A 14,080-nucleotide genomic window follows, 5' to 3' on the forward strand; every position below is an offset into this window, starting at 1 on the left:
GGCTTCCGATGGCGGCCTTTGCCGACCTCGCCTGATCTACAGCGGAGGTTAGCCATTCAATCATGGCGACCGCCGACGCCTCCACGGCATTAGAAGGCCTGCGACTACGTCAGGTTCGAGACGCCCGCTTCCACGACCTCGACTGCGTCGCCGATGGCGATCGCGCCGGCGTTGTTGGGAATCGCATTCTGGCCGAAGATGATGCCGCCCTTGGCGGAGCGGTGGATTTTGCCAAGCGTCTGCAACGGCTCGCGCGGGTCCGGCTGCTCGCCGCTCAACGGATCTCGGGTCGTGATGACGCACCGCGAGCAAGGCTTTGCGATGCGCAACTCGACAGCGCCGATGCGGATCGTCTTCCAGCTGTCTTCGAGCCATGCGCCGTCTGCGTCGACGACGATGTTTGGCCGGAACCGCGCCATCTCGATGGGCCTGGCAAGATGGCTGTTCAGATGGTTCAGCGAGCCTGTCGTGGCGATCAGCAGCGGAAAACCGTCGGCAAAGCCGACGAAATCGCCGGGCTGGCCGAATTCCGCATCGACCGGCCGGTTTTGCGGATCATCGAAATAGACGAGATCGACGGGCCGGCCAAGAATAGCCGAGAGATAGGCGCCGGCGGCCGGATCGCCCGGCCGCGCGGCAGCCATATCCTTCCAGATCTTGACTTGCCGGAGCGCGGTGCCGGGAGCCGGAGCCTCGACGAAGTGCGAGCCATGCCTGTCATGTTTCAACAGGATGCCCGTTTCGCGATGCTCGACGTCGATCGTCGTCATATCAGGTATCTGGCGAATGGTGAGGAACTGCCCATCCTTGTCGACGACCATCCAGCGGCGGTCGCCTTCCATGCCCATTGTCTCGATGTCGGCGCTCGGCACGGCATGGCCGCGCAGGCTCTTGACCGGATAGCGATAGAGTTCGGCGACCTTCATCCCGCATGCTTCTCTGTTGCCCGAAGGGCCTTCCGTGTTTACGTCTGCAACGACGGCCGAGCCTACAACCGCGCGTGCGGAATTGAGGGGGTTGCACGGTCTTAGTCTTGTGCCAATCGCGCAGCCGAGCATGAAAAACCCGCGAGCCTTGCGGCCCGCGGGTTTTCTTGTTCAGGCTGCGCGCGAGGCGCAGCCGAGGCCTAGCTTGCGCGAAGCGGCTTACGCGCTGCGCGCGAAGCGGCTTAGCTGCCCTGCTTCTTCAGCGCGGCGCCAAGGATGTCGCCCAGCGAAGCGCCGGAGTCGGTAGAGCCGTACTGTGCGACGGCTTCCTTCTCTTCGGCGATTTCCAGCGCCTTGATCGAGACCTGCAGCTTGCGGGTCTTCTTGTCGAAGGCGATGACGCGGGCGTCCAGCTTCTGGCCGACCGAGAAGCGCTCGGGGCGCTGCTCGTCACGGTCCCGGCTGAGGTCGTTGCGCTTGATGAAGGTCTCGATGCCGCTGTCGACCAGCCGCACTTCCAGACCGCCATCCTTGATGCCGGTGACTTCGCAGGTGACGACAGCGTTCTTGCGCAGTTCGCCTGAAGTCGCGGCTTCGCCGACCGTGTCCTTGGCCAGCTGCTTGATGCCGAGCGAGATGCGCTCCTTGTCGATGTCGACGTCGAGCACCTGCGCCTTGACCATGTCGCCGCGATTGTACTCTTCGATGACCTGCTCGCCCGGACGGGTCCAGTCGAGGTCGGAAAGGTGCACCATGCCGTCCACGTCGCCTTCGAGGCCGATGAACAGGCCGAACTCGGTCTTGTTCTTGACCTCGCCCTCGACCTGGCTGCCGACCGGATGGCTCGCGGCAAAAGCCTGCCACGGGTTTTCCAGCGTCTGCTTGAGGCCGAGCGAGATGCGGCGCTTGGCCGGATCGACCTCGAGCACCACAACGTCGACTTCCTGCGTCGTCGACAGGATCTTGCCGGGGTGCACGTTCTTCTTGGTCCACGACATTTCCGAAACGTGGATGAGGCCTTCGATGCCCGGCTCCAGCTCGACGAACGCGCCGTAGTCGGTGATGTTGGTGACGGTACCCTTGATCTTCTTGCCGATCGGGAACTTGGTGCCGATCTCGGACCACGGATCGCTCTCGAGCTGCTTCATGCCGAGCGAGATGCGGTGGGTTTCCTGGTTGATGCGGATGATCTGCACCTTGACCGTCTGACCGATGTTGAGGATTTCGGTCGGATGGTTGACGCGGCGCCACGCCATGTCGGTGACATGCAGCAGGCCATCGATGCCGCCGAGGTCGACGAACGCACCGTAGTCGGTGATGTTCTTGACGACGCCTTCGACAACCTGGCCCTCTTCGAGGTTCTGCACGATTTCCGAACGCTGTTCGGCGCGGCTTTCCTCGAGCACGGTGCGGCGCGACACAACGATGTTGCCGCGGCGGCGATCCATCTTGAGGATCTCGAAGGGCTGCGGGTTGTGCATCAGCGGGGAGACATCGCGGATCGGGCGGATATCGACCTGGCTGCGCGGCAGAAAGGCCACGGCGCCGTCGAGGTCGACAGTGAAGCCGCCCTTGACCTGGTTGAAGATGACGCCTTCGACGCGCTCACCCTTGGTGAACTTCTCTTCGAGCTTGACCCAGCTCTCTTCGCGGCGGGCTTTGTCGCGCGACAGGACGGCTTCGCCCAGCGCGTTTTCGATGCGCTCGACCATGACCTCGACCGTGTCGCCGACCTTGAGCGTCGAGTCCTTGCCCTTGACGCCGAATTCCTTCAGCGGCACGCGGCCTTCGACCTTGAGGCCGACATCGATGATGGCCATGTCTTTTTCGATCGCCAGGATCGTGCCCTTGACGACCTGACCTTCGCCGGAGTGACCGGTGGTAAATGATTCTTCGAGCAGGCTCGCGAAATCGTCGCGAGTGGGATTTGCAGCTGACATATTTTCTCCTGGAGTGCCCCGCATCTGAAGCGGGACGGGCGCCGTGGGTTAGCGTTGCGTTGGCCTGCCGGCGTTCCGGGCTACAAAAGCCCTGGGCCGCCTAAGCGGCAATTCCGGCGCATGAAGAATGCTGGCAGGCTGGTTCGTGCCCGATATGGGTATTTTCTTCGCTTCCGGCAATCGGTGGCAGCGGGAAAACCCTGGATCAGGCTTTATCTCTCTTGGCCAAGGCGTCGTCGATGATCGCTTTGGCCGCCAGAAACGCGGCCTCTATAGCCATTTCGGAGGTATCAAGCAAGTGCGCGTCGGCGGCGGGCTTCAGCGGCGAGTCGGCCCTGCCCATGTCGCGCTCGTCGCGGCGCATGATATCGGCAAGGATTTCGGCGAAATTGGCAGTGCCGCCGATGCTCTCGATTTCCGCCAGCCGGCGCTGCGCCCGCACCTGCGCACTCGCCGTCACATAGAGTTTTATGTCGGCGTCAGGGCACACGACCGTGCCGATGTCGCGCCCGTCGAGCACCGCGCCCGGCGGCGTTTTGGCGAAATCGCGCTGCTTTTCGACCAGGATGCGCCGAACGGTAGGGTAAACCGCTACCTTCGAAGCCGCTTCGCCGACAGCATGCGCCGACAAGACCGCCCGGTCGAGCTTGGCTAGATTGACCTGGCGGGCAGCGGTTTCGGCGGCCGAGACATTGTCGAGCGGCAGCGCGTGCCGGATCAACGCATGGGCGACCGCGCGATAAGTGAGGCCGGTGTCGAGCAGGTTGAGACGGTAGTGGTCGGCCAGCCGGCGGGCCAGCGTGCCCTTGCCGGCGCCGGCCGGGCCGTCGATGGCGATGGTGAACGGCAATTCGCGACCTCGAAGATTTGCTGCTATCAGGATCGAAACTGGAAACCCGCATCTTTCAGCTTCAGAGCTTCATTTCCAGCGTAAAAGCCACTGTGCAGATGATTTAGATTTTTCCGCACCAGGCGTAGCAGCGCGTCGCCAATCTTGGTGAATGCCGCATGCTTCTCTATCAACTGCCCAAGATCGTCGAAGTCGCGCGCTTGGAAATAAAATCGGCCCTGAAAAATTGAACTGCCTTCGGTCCGGGATGGGTTGTACTGTATCACAGATGAGCGGCTGAGATCGGGATCATACGTATCGTTGTATGGATTGTGGTTCCAAACAATTTCCTCCCTCAGTGCCTTGGGAACGAGATGAAAGCCCTCGACCTTACGGCCCGGGTGCACTCGTTCAAATTTTTCTTTCAGCGAGGGTGCGGGGGTCTTCGACTGGCTGTTGATCACCGCGAATACCCCCTTTGAAAGCACGAGGGACTGAAGCTCAGTTTGATCTTTGTCTGACAACCAGAAATTGACCTGCCTGCCCATCATTGCCGCGATTCCGACATTGCACTCTCATGCACGAATACTGCACATTGAGACAGGGAAAATCACCCAATCTCCGCGCCCAGCCCCGTCATCAGCCCCATGAACTCCGGGAAGCTCGTCGCGATCATTGCGGCGTCGTCGATGGTTACCGGCTTTTCCGTTGCCAGCCCCATCACCAGGAAGCTCATGGCGATACGATGGTCGAGATGCGTCTGCACCGTCGTGTCCTGGCCATTGGGATGGCCGCCCAGCCCCTTGCCGCCGGGCTTTCCGCGCACCGCGAGCGAAGCTTCGCCTTCGGTGCAGTCGACGCCGTTGAGCTTCAGCCCATTGGCAACCGCTGCCAGTCGGTCGGATTCCTTCACCCGCAGCTCTTCCAGCCCCTGCATCAACGTCTCGCCCTCGGCGAAGCTCGCGGCAACCGCCAGCACCGGATATTCGTCGATCATCGACGGCGCCCGCTCGGGCGGCACGGTGACGCCCTTGAGCTCGGAGTAGCGCACGCGCAGATCGGCAACATTCTCGCCGCCGGCATTGCGCGGGTTCAAGATGTCGATCTGGCCGCCCATTTCCTGCAACGTTAGAAGCAGGCCGGTGCGGGTGGGGTTCATCAGCACGTTCTCGATGACGATGTCCGAACCCGGCACGATCAGTGCCGCGACCAGCGGGAAGCCGGCCGAGGAGGGGTCGCCGGGCACGGCGATGGTCTGCCCCGTCAATTTGCCCTGGCCCTCGATGAAGATGTGGCGCACGCCGCGCTCGTCGGTCTCGACCGAGAGATTGGCGCCAAATCCCCTAAGCATCTTTTCGGTATGATCGCGCGTCATCACCGGTTCGATCACGGTGGTGATGCCGGGCGTGTTGAGGCCTGCCAGCAGCACGGCCGACTTCACCTGCGCCGAGGCCATCGGCACGCGGTAGGTAATGGGTGCGGCGTGTTTCGGCCCATGCAGCGTGATCGGCATGCGGTCGCCCGGCGTCGCCTTCAGCACCTGCACGCCCATCTGGCGCAAGGGTTCGAGCACGCGGCCCATCGGCCGTCCGGACAGCGATGCGTCGCCGATGAAGGTCGTTTCCATGTCGTAAGTGCCGACGAGGCCCATTGTGAGGCGGGAGCCGGTGCCGGCATTGCCGAAATCGAGCGGGCCTTCCGGCTGCAGCAGCGCGCCATTTCCGGTGCCGCGGATCACCCACTCGGCGCCGCGCTTCTCGATATGCGCGCCCATCGCCTTCATGGCGGCCGCCGTGCGCATCACATCCTCGCCTTCGAGCAGGCCGGTGACGCGGGTTTCGCCGGAGGCAAGGCCGCCGAACATCATGGAACGGTGCGAAATCGACTTGTCGCCCGGCACGCGAGCGGTGCCGGAAAGGGCGGATGATTTGCGGGCGGTGGCCGGCTTGGCAGCGGCGGCGTGAGACATGGAATTTCCCTGGACGGAATGCCGGCGCACCGGCGCTTTTCATTTGTTGCGGCGGTCTCGTATCACGGCGGGCACGAATGGTCATCCCCATGGTCGTCGCTTGGCGCGAGGCCTTTCAGTGCTTGGTTTTGTGACGCCGGCTTTTCGCTTTGACAGCGCGGTAAACTGTGGTTAAGGGGACCACTCTTTTACTGACGAGGCTTGACGTGGCAAAAAACGAACTTGGCACAAAGCGTGTCGACCCTGAAACGGGCCGAAAATTCTACGACCTGAACAAGGACCCTATCGTCTCGCCCTATACGGGCAAGACGTATCCGCGTTCCTATTTCGAGGACGGCAAGATCGCCGCCCTCGAAGAGGAAGAGGAAGTGGCCGAGAAGGAAGTGGACGCCGAGGAAGAAGAAGGCGTTGAAGTCGTCTCGCTTGAAGAGGCCGACGAAGACGTCAAGGCCGGCGACGAGCTTCCCGACCTGGGCGACGACGAGGACGATGTCGATCTAGGCGACGATGAGGACGATACTTTCCTTGCCGACGAAGAGGAAGAAGACGACGACGTCGCCGACATGATCGGCGTCGGCGACGACGACGACGAAGTCTAAGAACGCTTCGAACGCATGCATTTAGCGGCGTTGACGGGCTATGACGAAAAAGCGGCCCTCGAAGGCTTGATCTTCAGGGAAGGCGGGGTTAGAAGCCGCCTGCACTAAGCGGCGCGGTCCTGAAACCCGCGCCGGACCTCTCGCCGGCAACGGCGACGGCTGACTGCCGGAGTGGGGCCATAGCTCAGTTGGGAGAGCGCTTGAATGGCATTCAAGAGGTCGTCGGTTCGATCCCGATTGGCTCCACCAAACAGTCTCTTTCCGACGCTCGGTTTCGCGGCATTCATGCTTGTCGCCTGCCAGTCGGCGCCTGAACCATCATCGCCGCCGCCAGCGCCCGCACCTCAGCCCATGGCGCCTGCCGCGATCTCTGCTCCTGATGGTGCGGCGGTCCTCGATCCATCCGTGCGGGTCATGCCGCCCGGCGAAGGCGTCCCGGCCAAATATGTCGCGTTTTCCGGCATATGGGGCGGACAGCTGGACGGGATGTATGATGGCAAGCTCGCTGTGCTGACGATTACGCGCGGCGGCAATGTCACCGCCACCTATGCCTGGGGCGATGTCGGCGACAACAAACCGGGCGTGGCAGATGGCGAAGGCAAGATTTTCGGCAACACGCTGAAACTGCGGCGCCTTCCCAATGGCGCGGACGTCAGCGCGGTCATTCAAGCGGACGGAACGCTGGCCGTCACCTATGGGCTTGCCGACCGCACCTATACGGGCACGTTCACCAAGCAGTAATCGCGAGAGCTAATCTTCCGGGGGAGCCACGGCTGGCCCCTTCCCTTGATCAGTGCAGGCCGAATTCGCGCAGCAGTTCTTCGCGATAGCGCACGAAGCGGCTCTCGCTGCGCTCGCGCGGGCGTGGCAGGTCGATGTCGATCAACCGCGCCGCGCCGCCTTTCTCCTTGGGCAGGATCAGCACCCGGTCGGCAAGATAGATCGCCTCCTCCAGATCGTGGGTGACCATCACCATGGTGACGTTCTCCTCGCTCCAGATGCGCGCCAGTTCCTCCTGCATGCCGATCTTGGTCATGGCGTCCAGCGCCCCCAGCGGCTCGTCGAGCAGAAGGATTTCGGGCTGCACGGTGAGCGCCCGGGCGATGCCGACGCGCTGCGCCATGCCGCCGGAAAGCTGGCTCGGAAAAGCATCCGCGAATTCGGCAAGGCCGACCAGCGCGACGTAGAAGCGGGCGCGTTCCTCGGCTTGCTTCCTGGGAACGCCGCGCACTTCGAGGCCGAACGCGACATTGCCGAGCACGCTCAGCCAGGGCAGCAGCCGCGGCTCCTGGAAAATCACGGCACGCTCGGCGCCGACGCCATGCACCGGCTGGCCGTCGATGGCGACACCGCCGCTGTCGGCCGCCTCCAGCCCGGCCAGAATACGCAGCAACGTGGTCTTGCCGGAGCCGCTGGCGCCGACAATGACCAGGCATTCCCCCGAACGAATGTCGAGGTTGAGCGTCCGCAGCACGGCAAGCTGGCGCCCGCCGAGGCTGAAGGATTTGGACAGGTCGCGGATCGAGACCTCCCCGCCGCGGTTGGAACCGGTCATCTCATCTCTCAGCTATTCCAGAGCTCAGTTGATCTTGGTTTCGCCGGGCCGGTACAGGATGTCGGCGGCTTTCAGCTTGCCCTTGGCCAGACGGCCGTCGCGCTCCAGCACGGCGACCCAGAAGTCGATGTCGCGGTCGGTCGCCTGCGCACCTTCGCGCAGACCAAAGCCGGTCCAGTAGCGGGCGAGATCGCCGTTTTCACCGCGCTTGTCGAGGATAGTGGCCAGCACCTTGCGGGCTTCGTCCGGGTTCTGGCGCGACCAGTCCGAGGCGCGCGCCGACTGTTCGACGAAGTTGCGCGCCGCATCCGGGTTGGCGGTAATGAAGTCGCGCCTGAGTACGACGAAGCCGCCGGCGAGTTCGCCGAGCACCTGCGTGTCGTCGAACACGCCGCGCACGCCGCCATTGGCGACCAGCGCGCCGGCAAAGGTCGCCTGCCAGTAGCCGAGGCCGGCAATGTCGACCTGGCGCGAGCGCAGCGTCTGCTCAAGCTGCGGGCCGGGCACGACAATGAGGTTGGCGGCGGTCGGCGGCAGGCCGACGCTGTGCAGGGCCTCACGCACCGTATAGTCGAGATGAGCGCCGAGCGTGTTGACCGAGATGGTCTTGCCGGCAATGTCGGCGATCGATTTGATCGGGCTGTCTTCCAGCACGTAGAAGACGCTCTTCACATCCTTGTTGATGCCGTTGCTCGGATACGCCGCGACGAAGTCGTTGCCGCCGGAGATCGAGTTGATCACCGCCGCGGTGGCGGCCGAGCCGATGTCGACGCTGCCGGAAGACAGCGCAAACAGCGATTCCGGTCCGCCCGAGGAATAGCCGACATTCTCCAGCTCGACGCCGAGCCCTTTGAAGTAGCCAAGCTCGTCGGCCAGCTCGTGCGGGGAGATGCTGCCACGGCTGGCGAGGTAGCGGAACTTGACGGCTGCGGCTTGCGCAAAGGCCATGCGCGGCAGGCCGGCGGCGATGAGGCCGGCGGCAAGCGGCGCGCCGGCAAGCAGCGAACGGCGGGTGATTTTCATGATCGGGTCCTTCCTGGAGGTAAACGGTGAGGGGCGGACTGCTCAGTTGACAGGATTGCTCCAGCGACAGAGCCGCCGCTGCAGGGTGACCAATGCCTGGTTGGCGATCAGGCCAAGCCCGGCGAGGATGACGATTGCCGCAAACATCAGCGGGATCTGGAAATTGTACTGCGCGTTCATCACCTGGAAGCCGATGCCCTTGTTGGCACCGATCATCTCGGACGCGATCAGCAGCAGCAGCGCCGTGGTGGCGCTCAGCCGCAAGCCGACGAAGATCGACGGCACGGCGCCCGGCAGTACGACGCGGCGAAACACGGTGAGCCGGCTCGCACCATAGACGCGCGCCATTTCAAGCAGCTTGGGATCGACTTCCTTGACGCCGCTGATGGTGTTGAGCAGCAGCGGAAACAGCGTCGCCCAGAAGATGACGAAGATCTTCGAGGTCTCGCCAAGTCCCAAGAGCAGGATGAACACCGGATAGAGCGCCAGCGCCGACGTCTGCCGGAACACCTGCAGGATCGGATCGAGCGCGGTTTCGACCGGGCGCACCTGGCCCATGAACAGGCCGAGCGGAATGGCAACGGCGACGGCTGCGGCAAAGGCGATGCCGGCGCGTTGCAGGCTGATGGCGATGTCGCCGAGCAGGCTGCCGCCGGCAAGCCCCTTCCAGAGTGCGACGACGATCATGTCGATCGGCGGCAGCACCGCCGCGTTGACCCAGCCGACGCTGCTCGCCACCTGCCAGAGCGCCAGGAAGCCGGCAAGCACGCCGTAGCGCTTCAGGAAGCGAACAGCCGCCTTGCTGCCGAGGTTCAGGAAGTCGGTGCCGAGCCCAGTTTCGCCACCACTGCGGCGAACCGTGATCTGCCGATCGATGTGCTGCAACGTCATTGCTTCACCCCTTCGATGCCAAGGTCATTCGGCGGCAAGGACGGTCGAGCGGGCGACGGTCCATGGATTTTCCGGGCGCCTGAGGCCGAGATTCTCGCGCAGCGTGCGGCCTTCGTAAGCCGTGCGGAACAGGCCGCGCCGTTGCAGTTCGGGAATGACCAGGTCGACGAAATCGTCGAGCGCGCCGGGCAGCCAAGGCGGCAGGATGTTGAAGCCGTCGGCCGCCTCGCTGGTGAACCATTCCTCCAGCTGATCGGCGACCTGCGTGACGCTGCCGACGATGGTGTAGTGGCCGCGCGCCGTCGCTACCCATTGGTAAAGCTGGCGGATGCTGAAATTGTGCTCGTCGGCAATCTGCCGGATCAGCGCCTGGCGGCTTTTCATGCCTTCGGTTTCCTTGCTCGGCGGCAACGGGCCGTCGAGCGGATAGCCCCTGATGTCGAGCGTCTGGCCGGCCAGCCCGTTGAGCAGGGCGACACCGTCCTCGGGCAGGATAAGGTCGTTAAGCTGTTGGTATTTGGCACGGGCCTCGTCCTCGGTGCGGCCGACGAAGGGCGCGACGCCCGGCATGATCAGCACCTGGTCGGGATCGCGGCCGACTTCAGCCACGCGCGCCTTGATGTCGCGGTAGAATTCCTGCGCCGTCTCGAGCTTCTGATGGGCCGTGAAGATGACCTCGGCCGAGTGCGCGGCAAGCCCACGGCCGTCTTCCGACTGCCCCGCTTGTACGACAACCGGATGTCCTTGCACCGGGCGCGGCACGTTGAGCGGACCCTTGACGCTGAAATGCTCGCCCTTGTGGTCGATGTCGTGCAATCTGTCCTTGTCGTAGAAACGGCCCGACTGCTTGTCGCGGATGAAGGCGTCATCCTCCCAGCTGTCCCACAGCGCCTTGACCGTCTCGACATGCTCATGCGCCCTGGCATAGCGCTCGGCATGGCTGGGCTGGACGTCGCGGTTGAAATTGCGTGCCGTTTCGTCGCCGGCCGAGGTCACCACGTTCCAGCCGGCGCGGCCGTTCGACAACAGGTCCAGCGAAGCGAATTTGCGCGCCAGCGTGTAGGGCTCCTCATAGGTGGTGGAGGCCGTTGCGATGAAGCCGAGATGCGTCGTCAGCGGCGCCAGCGCCGCAAACAGCGTCACCGGCTCGAAACCGGCGATCTTGGCGTTGCCGCCCTCGCGGGCGCCGAGGCCGACGGTCAGGTTGTCGGCCAGGAAATAGGCGTCGAACAGGCCGCGCTCGGCGGTCAGCGCCAGTTGCTTGTGGAACTCGAAATTGGTGGCGCCGTCGGCCGGCGCATCGGGATGACGCCAGGCGGCGATATGCTGCCCGCCGCCGGGCAGGAAGGCGCCGAGCTTGATCTGCCGCGGCCTGCTATCGGACTTGCTGGTTCGGGTCATTGCAGGCGTCCTTCTGGTCTATGCGGGATGGACTATTGCGTCGCGGATCATGGTTTCAGGCGGCAAGGACGACGCTGTAGGGCACGCCGGCCACCCGGCATGCCTCGGCGACCGCCTGCCGGGCTCGCGCCTTGACTGCCTCTGACACCAGCACGCCATCGGCAAAGTCCTTGTCCGAGGCGTAGATCGCGGTCGGCAGGGTCTGCGCCTCGAAGAAGCCGAACAACGGCCGCAACTGGTGTTCGACGACAAGCGAATGACGCTCGCCGCCGCCTGTTGCCGCCAGGATGATCGGCTTGCCGCGCAGCGACGACGGGTCGAGCAGGTCGAAGAAGTGCTTGAACAGCCCGGTGTAGCTGCCCTTGAAGGTCGGGGAGCCGACCACCAGCACGTCGGCGCCGAGCAGCTGCTCGATAATACCGCGCGCCGCCGGATCGAGATCGCCAAGCTGTCTTGCAGGCGCAAAGGACGGGCCGAGATCCTCGATGTCGAAAACGCTCAAAGCCGAGCCGGCCCGGCTCGCCACCTCACCGGCGATGTGGCTGACGAATGCCTTCGTCTTGGACGGACGGGTCAGGTTGCCGGACAACCCCACCACCAGCTTTTTTGACATCCGAGGCTCCTTCTCGCAAACGCACTATCCGCATTAAGCCTACCGATTTTGTAGAATTAAATGAGCGAGAAGATTTCAAAACCGGGCTCTGAAGCGAATGGAGTTTGCGGTACATCGCCTTTGGTTGGTTCATTTGGCCCCAAAAGCGCCGCGGCAGATGCTGACGCGGTCGCGCAAGGCATCGCCGGGGACCATGGCCTTGGTCCTTTGCGCACCGATGGGTATCGTCGCGAAACCGTCAAGGGCCGGCGGCATTGACACTGCGTTGTGTGAGTGTCGATTGAACCCGATCGCGTGGGCGACGAAGTAGGCAACTGGAATCAAAGAACAGGATGCGCGCATGAAGAAGATCGGCTTTCTTTCTTTCGGCCATTGGTCGCCCTCGTCGCAATCGCAGACGCGCTCGGCTTCCGACGCGCTGCTGCAGTCGATCGACCTGGCCGTCGCCGCCGAGGAGCTGGGCGCGGACGGCGCCTATTTCCGCGTCCATCATTTTGCCCGCCAGCTCGCTTCGCCATTTCCGCTTCTGGCCGCGGTCGGCGCCCGCACCAGCCGCATCGAGATCGGCACCGCCGTCATCGACATGCGCTATGAGAATCCGCTGTATATGGCCGAGGATGCGGGTGCTGCCGACCTGATCGCCGGTGGCCGGCTGCAGCTTGGCATCAGCCGCGGTTCGCCGGAGCAGGTGATCGACGGCTGGCGCTACTTCGGCTACGTGCCGCAGGACGGCAAAAGCGATGCCGACATGGCGCGCAACCATGCCGAGGTGTTCCTGGACGTGCTGCGCGGCGAAGGTTTCGCGCAACCCAATCCGCGGCCGATGTTCCCCAATCCTCCGGGAATGCTGCGGCTCGAGCCGTTCTCGGCCGGCCTGCGCGACCGGATCTGGTGGGGCGCCGCTACCAACGCCACCGCCGAATGGGCGGGCAAGCTCGGCATGAACCTGCAAAGTTCGACGCTGAAGTTCGATGAGGGCGGCCAGCCGCTCCACATCCAGCAGGCCGAACAGATCCGCGCCTATCGCGCGGCGTGGAAGGCGGCCGACCACACACGCGAGCCGCGCGTGTCGGTCAGCCGCAGCATCTTTGCGCTGGTGAACGACCGCGACCGCGCCTATTTCGGCGGCGGCAGCAGCGAAGATCATTTCGGCTATATCGAGCCTGAGAAGCTTGCCGTCTTCGGCCGCTCCTATGCCGCGGAGCCCGATGTGCTGATCGATCAGCTGAAAGAGGACGAAGCGATCGCCGAGGCCGACACGCTGCTTCTGACCGTCCCCAACCAGCTTGGCGTCGAGTACAACGCCCACGTCATCGAGGCGATCCTGAAGCACGTCGCGCCGGCTCTGGGCTGGCGCTGACAAGAGGCGCCAGCCGCCCGGCAAACAAAGAGATAGACCGTTTCGCCGGCAAACGGTGAAACGCTCTAAGGGCAGAGGCGGCTAGGCATCCGCCTTGAAGGTCTGCTTCTGCTGGCCTAGCCCCTCGATGCCCAGTTCCACCACATCGCCGGGCTTCAGGAACACGGGCGGCTTCATGCCCAGCCCAACGCCGGGCGGGGTGCCGGTGGAGATGATGTCGCCAGGATGCAGCGACATGAACTGGCTGAGATAGGAAACGAGATAGGCGACGCCGTAGACCATGGTCCTGGTCGAGCCGTTCTGCATCGTCTTGCCGTTGACCGTCAGCCACATTTTGAGGTTCTGCGGATCGGCAACCTCGTCCTTGGTGACAAGCCACGGCCCGGTCGGACCGAACGTGTCGCAGCTCTTGCCCTTGGTCCACTGGCCCTGGCGCTCGGCCTGGAAGGCGCGCTCGGACACGTCATGGGCAACGGCATAGCCGGCGACATAATCCAGCGCATCGGCCTCGCTGACATATTTGCCTTTTCTGCCGATGACCACGGCGAGTTCAACCTCCCAGTCGGTCTTTTCCGAGCCGCGCGGGATCAGCACATCATCGTCGGGGCCGACAATGGCCGAGCTCGCCTTCATGAAGATGATCGGCTCCGGCGGCACGGTGGCGCCGGTTTCGGCGGCATGATCGGAATAATTCAGGCCGATGCAGATGAACTTGCCCGTGCCGGCGACGCAGGCGCCGAGGCGCGGCTTGCCGGAAACCACCGGCAGCGACTTCGGATCGAGCTTCGACAATGTCTCGAGCGACGCCGGATCGAGCGCCTTGCCGGCAATGTCGGCGACATGACCTGAAAGATCGCGGATCGTGCCATCCGCATCGAGCAGGCCGGGGCGTTCGTTCCCTATCTCGCCATAGCGCAGCAGTTTCATCTTGCTCTCCAAATTGTGGCCCAAGGCCGTTTTCAACACTCGCTCCG

General features: G+C 63.7%; 15 protein-coding genes and 1 tRNA gene. 5 read left to right on the forward strand and 11 right to left on the reverse strand.

Translation table 11 applies throughout. The features are described 5' to 3' along the window. Positions 1–104: 104 nt before the first annotated feature. The 5 genes from NKI37_RS12900 to aroA all read right to left on the reverse strand — a co-directional run bounded on the left by NKI37_RS12900 (position 105) and on the right by aroA (position 5,664). Positions 105–926: an MOSC domain-containing protein gene (locus NKI37_RS12900; RefSeq protein ID WP_352789725.1), complete on the reverse strand. Its 822-nt coding sequence runs from the start codon at positions 924–926 to the stop codon at positions 105–107. Positions 927–1,168: 242 nt separating this feature from the next. After that, positions 1,169–2,866 (reverse strand): 30S ribosomal protein S1, encoded by a 1,698-nt coding sequence (gene rpsA / locus NKI37_RS12905; RefSeq protein WP_023671316.1) that lies wholly within the window; start codon positions 2,864–2,866, stop codon positions 1,169–1,171. 205 nt (positions 2,867–3,071) lie between these two features. Further along, complete coding sequence (gene cmk / locus NKI37_RS12910) at positions 3,072–3,716, reverse strand: (d)CMP kinase (protein ID WP_031195781.1); 645 nt, start codon at positions 3,714–3,716, stop codon at positions 3,072–3,074. A 26-nt stretch (positions 3,717–3,742) separates the two neighbouring features. Next, positions 3,743–4,246: a hypothetical protein gene (locus NKI37_RS12915; protein WP_023693132.1), complete on the reverse strand. Its 504-nt coding sequence runs from the start codon at positions 4,244–4,246 to the stop codon at positions 3,743–3,745. A gap of 59 nt (positions 4,247–4,305) precedes the next feature. Further along, a complete protein-coding gene (gene aroA, locus NKI37_RS12920; protein ID WP_352789728.1) occupies positions 4,306–5,664 on the reverse strand; it encodes a 3-phosphoshikimate 1-carboxyvinyltransferase in 1,359 nt (452 codons plus the stop codon). A gap of 206 nt (positions 5,665–5,870) precedes the next feature. Here aroA and NKI37_RS12925 point away from each other — a divergent pair, with 206 nt between their 5' ends. The 3 genes from NKI37_RS12925 to NKI37_RS12935 all read left to right on the forward strand — a co-directional run bounded on the left by NKI37_RS12925 (position 5,871) and on the right by NKI37_RS12935 (position 7,004). Further along, complete coding sequence (locus tag NKI37_RS12925; protein ID WP_023683538.1) at positions 5,871–6,263, forward strand: TIGR02300 family protein; 393 nt, start codon at positions 5,871–5,873, stop codon at positions 6,261–6,263. A 173-nt stretch (positions 6,264–6,436) separates the two neighbouring features. After that, a tRNA-Ala gene (locus NKI37_RS12930) sits at positions 6,437–6,512 on the forward strand. A 102-nt stretch (positions 6,513–6,614) separates the two neighbouring features. Next, positions 6,615–7,004, forward strand: a complete 390-nt coding sequence (locus tag NKI37_RS12935; RefSeq protein ID WP_023693130.1) for a hypothetical protein — start codon at positions 6,615–6,617, stop codon at positions 7,002–7,004. Positions 7,005–7,053: 49 nt separating this feature from the next. On the opposite strand, the gene NKI37_RS12940 is transcribed toward NKI37_RS12935, so the two are convergent. The 5 genes from NKI37_RS12940 to msuE are packed head-to-tail and all read right to left on the reverse strand — an operon-like array spanning position 7,054 to position 11,746. After that, on the reverse strand, positions 7,054–7,818 hold the full coding sequence (locus tag NKI37_RS12940; RefSeq protein ID WP_352789732.1) for an ABC transporter ATP-binding protein: 765 nt from the start codon (positions 7,816–7,818) through the stop codon (positions 7,054–7,056). A gap of 24 nt (positions 7,819–7,842) precedes the next feature. Continuing rightward, the gene (locus tag NKI37_RS12945) at positions 7,843–8,841 is read right to left on the reverse strand and encodes an ABC transporter substrate-binding protein (protein WP_352789735.1); all 999 of its coding nucleotides are present in this window, start codon (positions 8,839–8,841) and stop codon (positions 7,843–7,845) included. Positions 8,842–8,883: 42 nt separating this feature from the next. Further along, on the reverse strand, positions 8,884–9,732 hold the full coding sequence (locus NKI37_RS12950) for an ABC transporter permease (RefSeq protein ID WP_023806227.1): 849 nt from the start codon (positions 9,730–9,732) through the stop codon (positions 8,884–8,886). 24 nt (positions 9,733–9,756) lie between these two features. Then, positions 9,757–11,133, reverse strand: coding sequence for an LLM class flavin-dependent oxidoreductase (locus tag NKI37_RS12955; protein ID WP_352789736.1), 1,377 nt, complete (start codon positions 11,131–11,133; stop codon positions 9,757–9,759). A 55-nt stretch (positions 11,134–11,188) separates the two neighbouring features. Continuing rightward, the gene (msuE, locus tag NKI37_RS12960; protein ID WP_023683545.1) at positions 11,189–11,746 is read right to left on the reverse strand and encodes an FMN reductase; all 558 of its coding nucleotides are present in this window, start codon (positions 11,744–11,746) and stop codon (positions 11,189–11,191) included. A 60-nt stretch (positions 11,747–11,806) separates the two neighbouring features. Here msuE and NKI37_RS12965 point away from each other — a divergent pair, with 60 nt between their 5' ends. Both NKI37_RS12965 and NKI37_RS12970 read left to right on the forward strand, forming a co-directional pair. Next, complete coding sequence (locus tag NKI37_RS12965) at positions 11,807–12,004, forward strand: hypothetical protein (protein WP_155923605.1); 198 nt, start codon at positions 11,807–11,809, stop codon at positions 12,002–12,004. Positions 12,005–12,086: 82 nt separating this feature from the next. Further along, on the forward strand, positions 12,087–13,106 hold the full coding sequence (locus NKI37_RS12970; RefSeq protein WP_023745836.1) for an LLM class flavin-dependent oxidoreductase: 1,020 nt from the start codon (positions 12,087–12,089) through the stop codon (positions 13,104–13,106). Positions 13,107–13,187: 81 nt separating this feature from the next. Here the strand turns inward: NKI37_RS12970 and NKI37_RS12975 are convergent, their stop codons facing one another. After that, positions 13,188–14,033 (reverse strand): fumarylacetoacetate hydrolase family protein, encoded by an 846-nt coding sequence (locus NKI37_RS12975; protein WP_352789738.1) that lies wholly within the window; start codon positions 14,031–14,033, stop codon positions 13,188–13,190. Between the last annotated feature and the right edge of the window lie 47 nt (positions 14,034–14,080).

The sequence above is a fragment of the Mesorhizobium sp. M0626 genome (genome assembly GCF_040320665.1).
GTDB lineage: Bacteria > Pseudomonadota > Alphaproteobacteria > Rhizobiales > Rhizobiaceae > Mesorhizobium.

What these genes read in the sequence shown, in the direction of transcription:
- msuE (WP_023683545.1), bottom strand. Translation starts at nt 11,746, where the DNA reads ATGTCAAAAAAGCTGGTGGTGGGGTTGTCCGGCAACCTGACCCGTCCG.
- NKI37_RS12950 (WP_023806227.1), bottom strand. Translation starts at nt 9,732, where the DNA reads ATGACGTTGCAGCACATCGATCGGCAGATCACGGTTCGCCGCAGTGGT.
- NKI37_RS12935 (WP_023693130.1), top strand. Translation starts at nt 6,615, where the DNA reads ATGGCGCCTGCCGCGATCTCTGCTCCTGATGGTGCGGCGGTCCTCGAT.
- NKI37_RS12955 (WP_352789736.1), bottom strand. Translation starts at nt 11,133, where the DNA reads ATGACCCGAACCAGCAAGTCCGATAGCAGGCCGCGGCAGATCAAGCTC.
- NKI37_RS12940 (WP_352789732.1), bottom strand. Translation starts at nt 7,818, where the DNA reads ATGACCGGTTCCAACCGCGGCGGGGAGGTCTCGATCCGCGACCTGTCC.
- NKI37_RS12965 (WP_155923605.1), top strand. Translation starts at nt 11,807, where the DNA reads ATGAGCGAGAAGATTTCAAAACCGGGCTCTGAAGCGAATGGAGTTTGC.
- NKI37_RS12900 (WP_352789725.1), bottom strand. Translation starts at nt 926, where the DNA reads ATGAAGGTCGCCGAACTCTATCGCTATCCGGTCAAGAGCCTGCGCGGC.
- NKI37_RS12975 (WP_352789738.1), bottom strand. Translation starts at nt 14,033, where the DNA reads ATGAAACTGCTGCGCTATGGCGAGATAGGGAACGAACGCCCCGGCCTG.
- aroA (WP_352789728.1), bottom strand. Translation starts at nt 5,664, where the DNA reads ATGTCTCACGCCGCCGCTGCCAAGCCGGCCACCGCCCGCAAATCATCC.
- rpsA (WP_023671316.1), bottom strand. Translation starts at nt 2,866, where the DNA reads ATGTCAGCTGCAAATCCCACTCGCGACGATTTCGCGAGCCTGCTCGAA.
- NKI37_RS12970 (WP_023745836.1), top strand. Translation starts at nt 12,087, where the DNA reads ATGAAGAAGATCGGCTTTCTTTCTTTCGGCCATTGGTCGCCCTCGTCG.
- NKI37_RS12945 (WP_352789735.1), bottom strand. Translation starts at nt 8,841, where the DNA reads ATGAAAATCACCCGCCGTTCGCTGCTTGCCGGCGCGCCGCTTGCCGCC.
- NKI37_RS12915 (WP_023693132.1), bottom strand. Translation starts at nt 4,246, where the DNA reads ATGATGGGCAGGCAGGTCAATTTCTGGTTGTCAGACAAAGATCAAACT.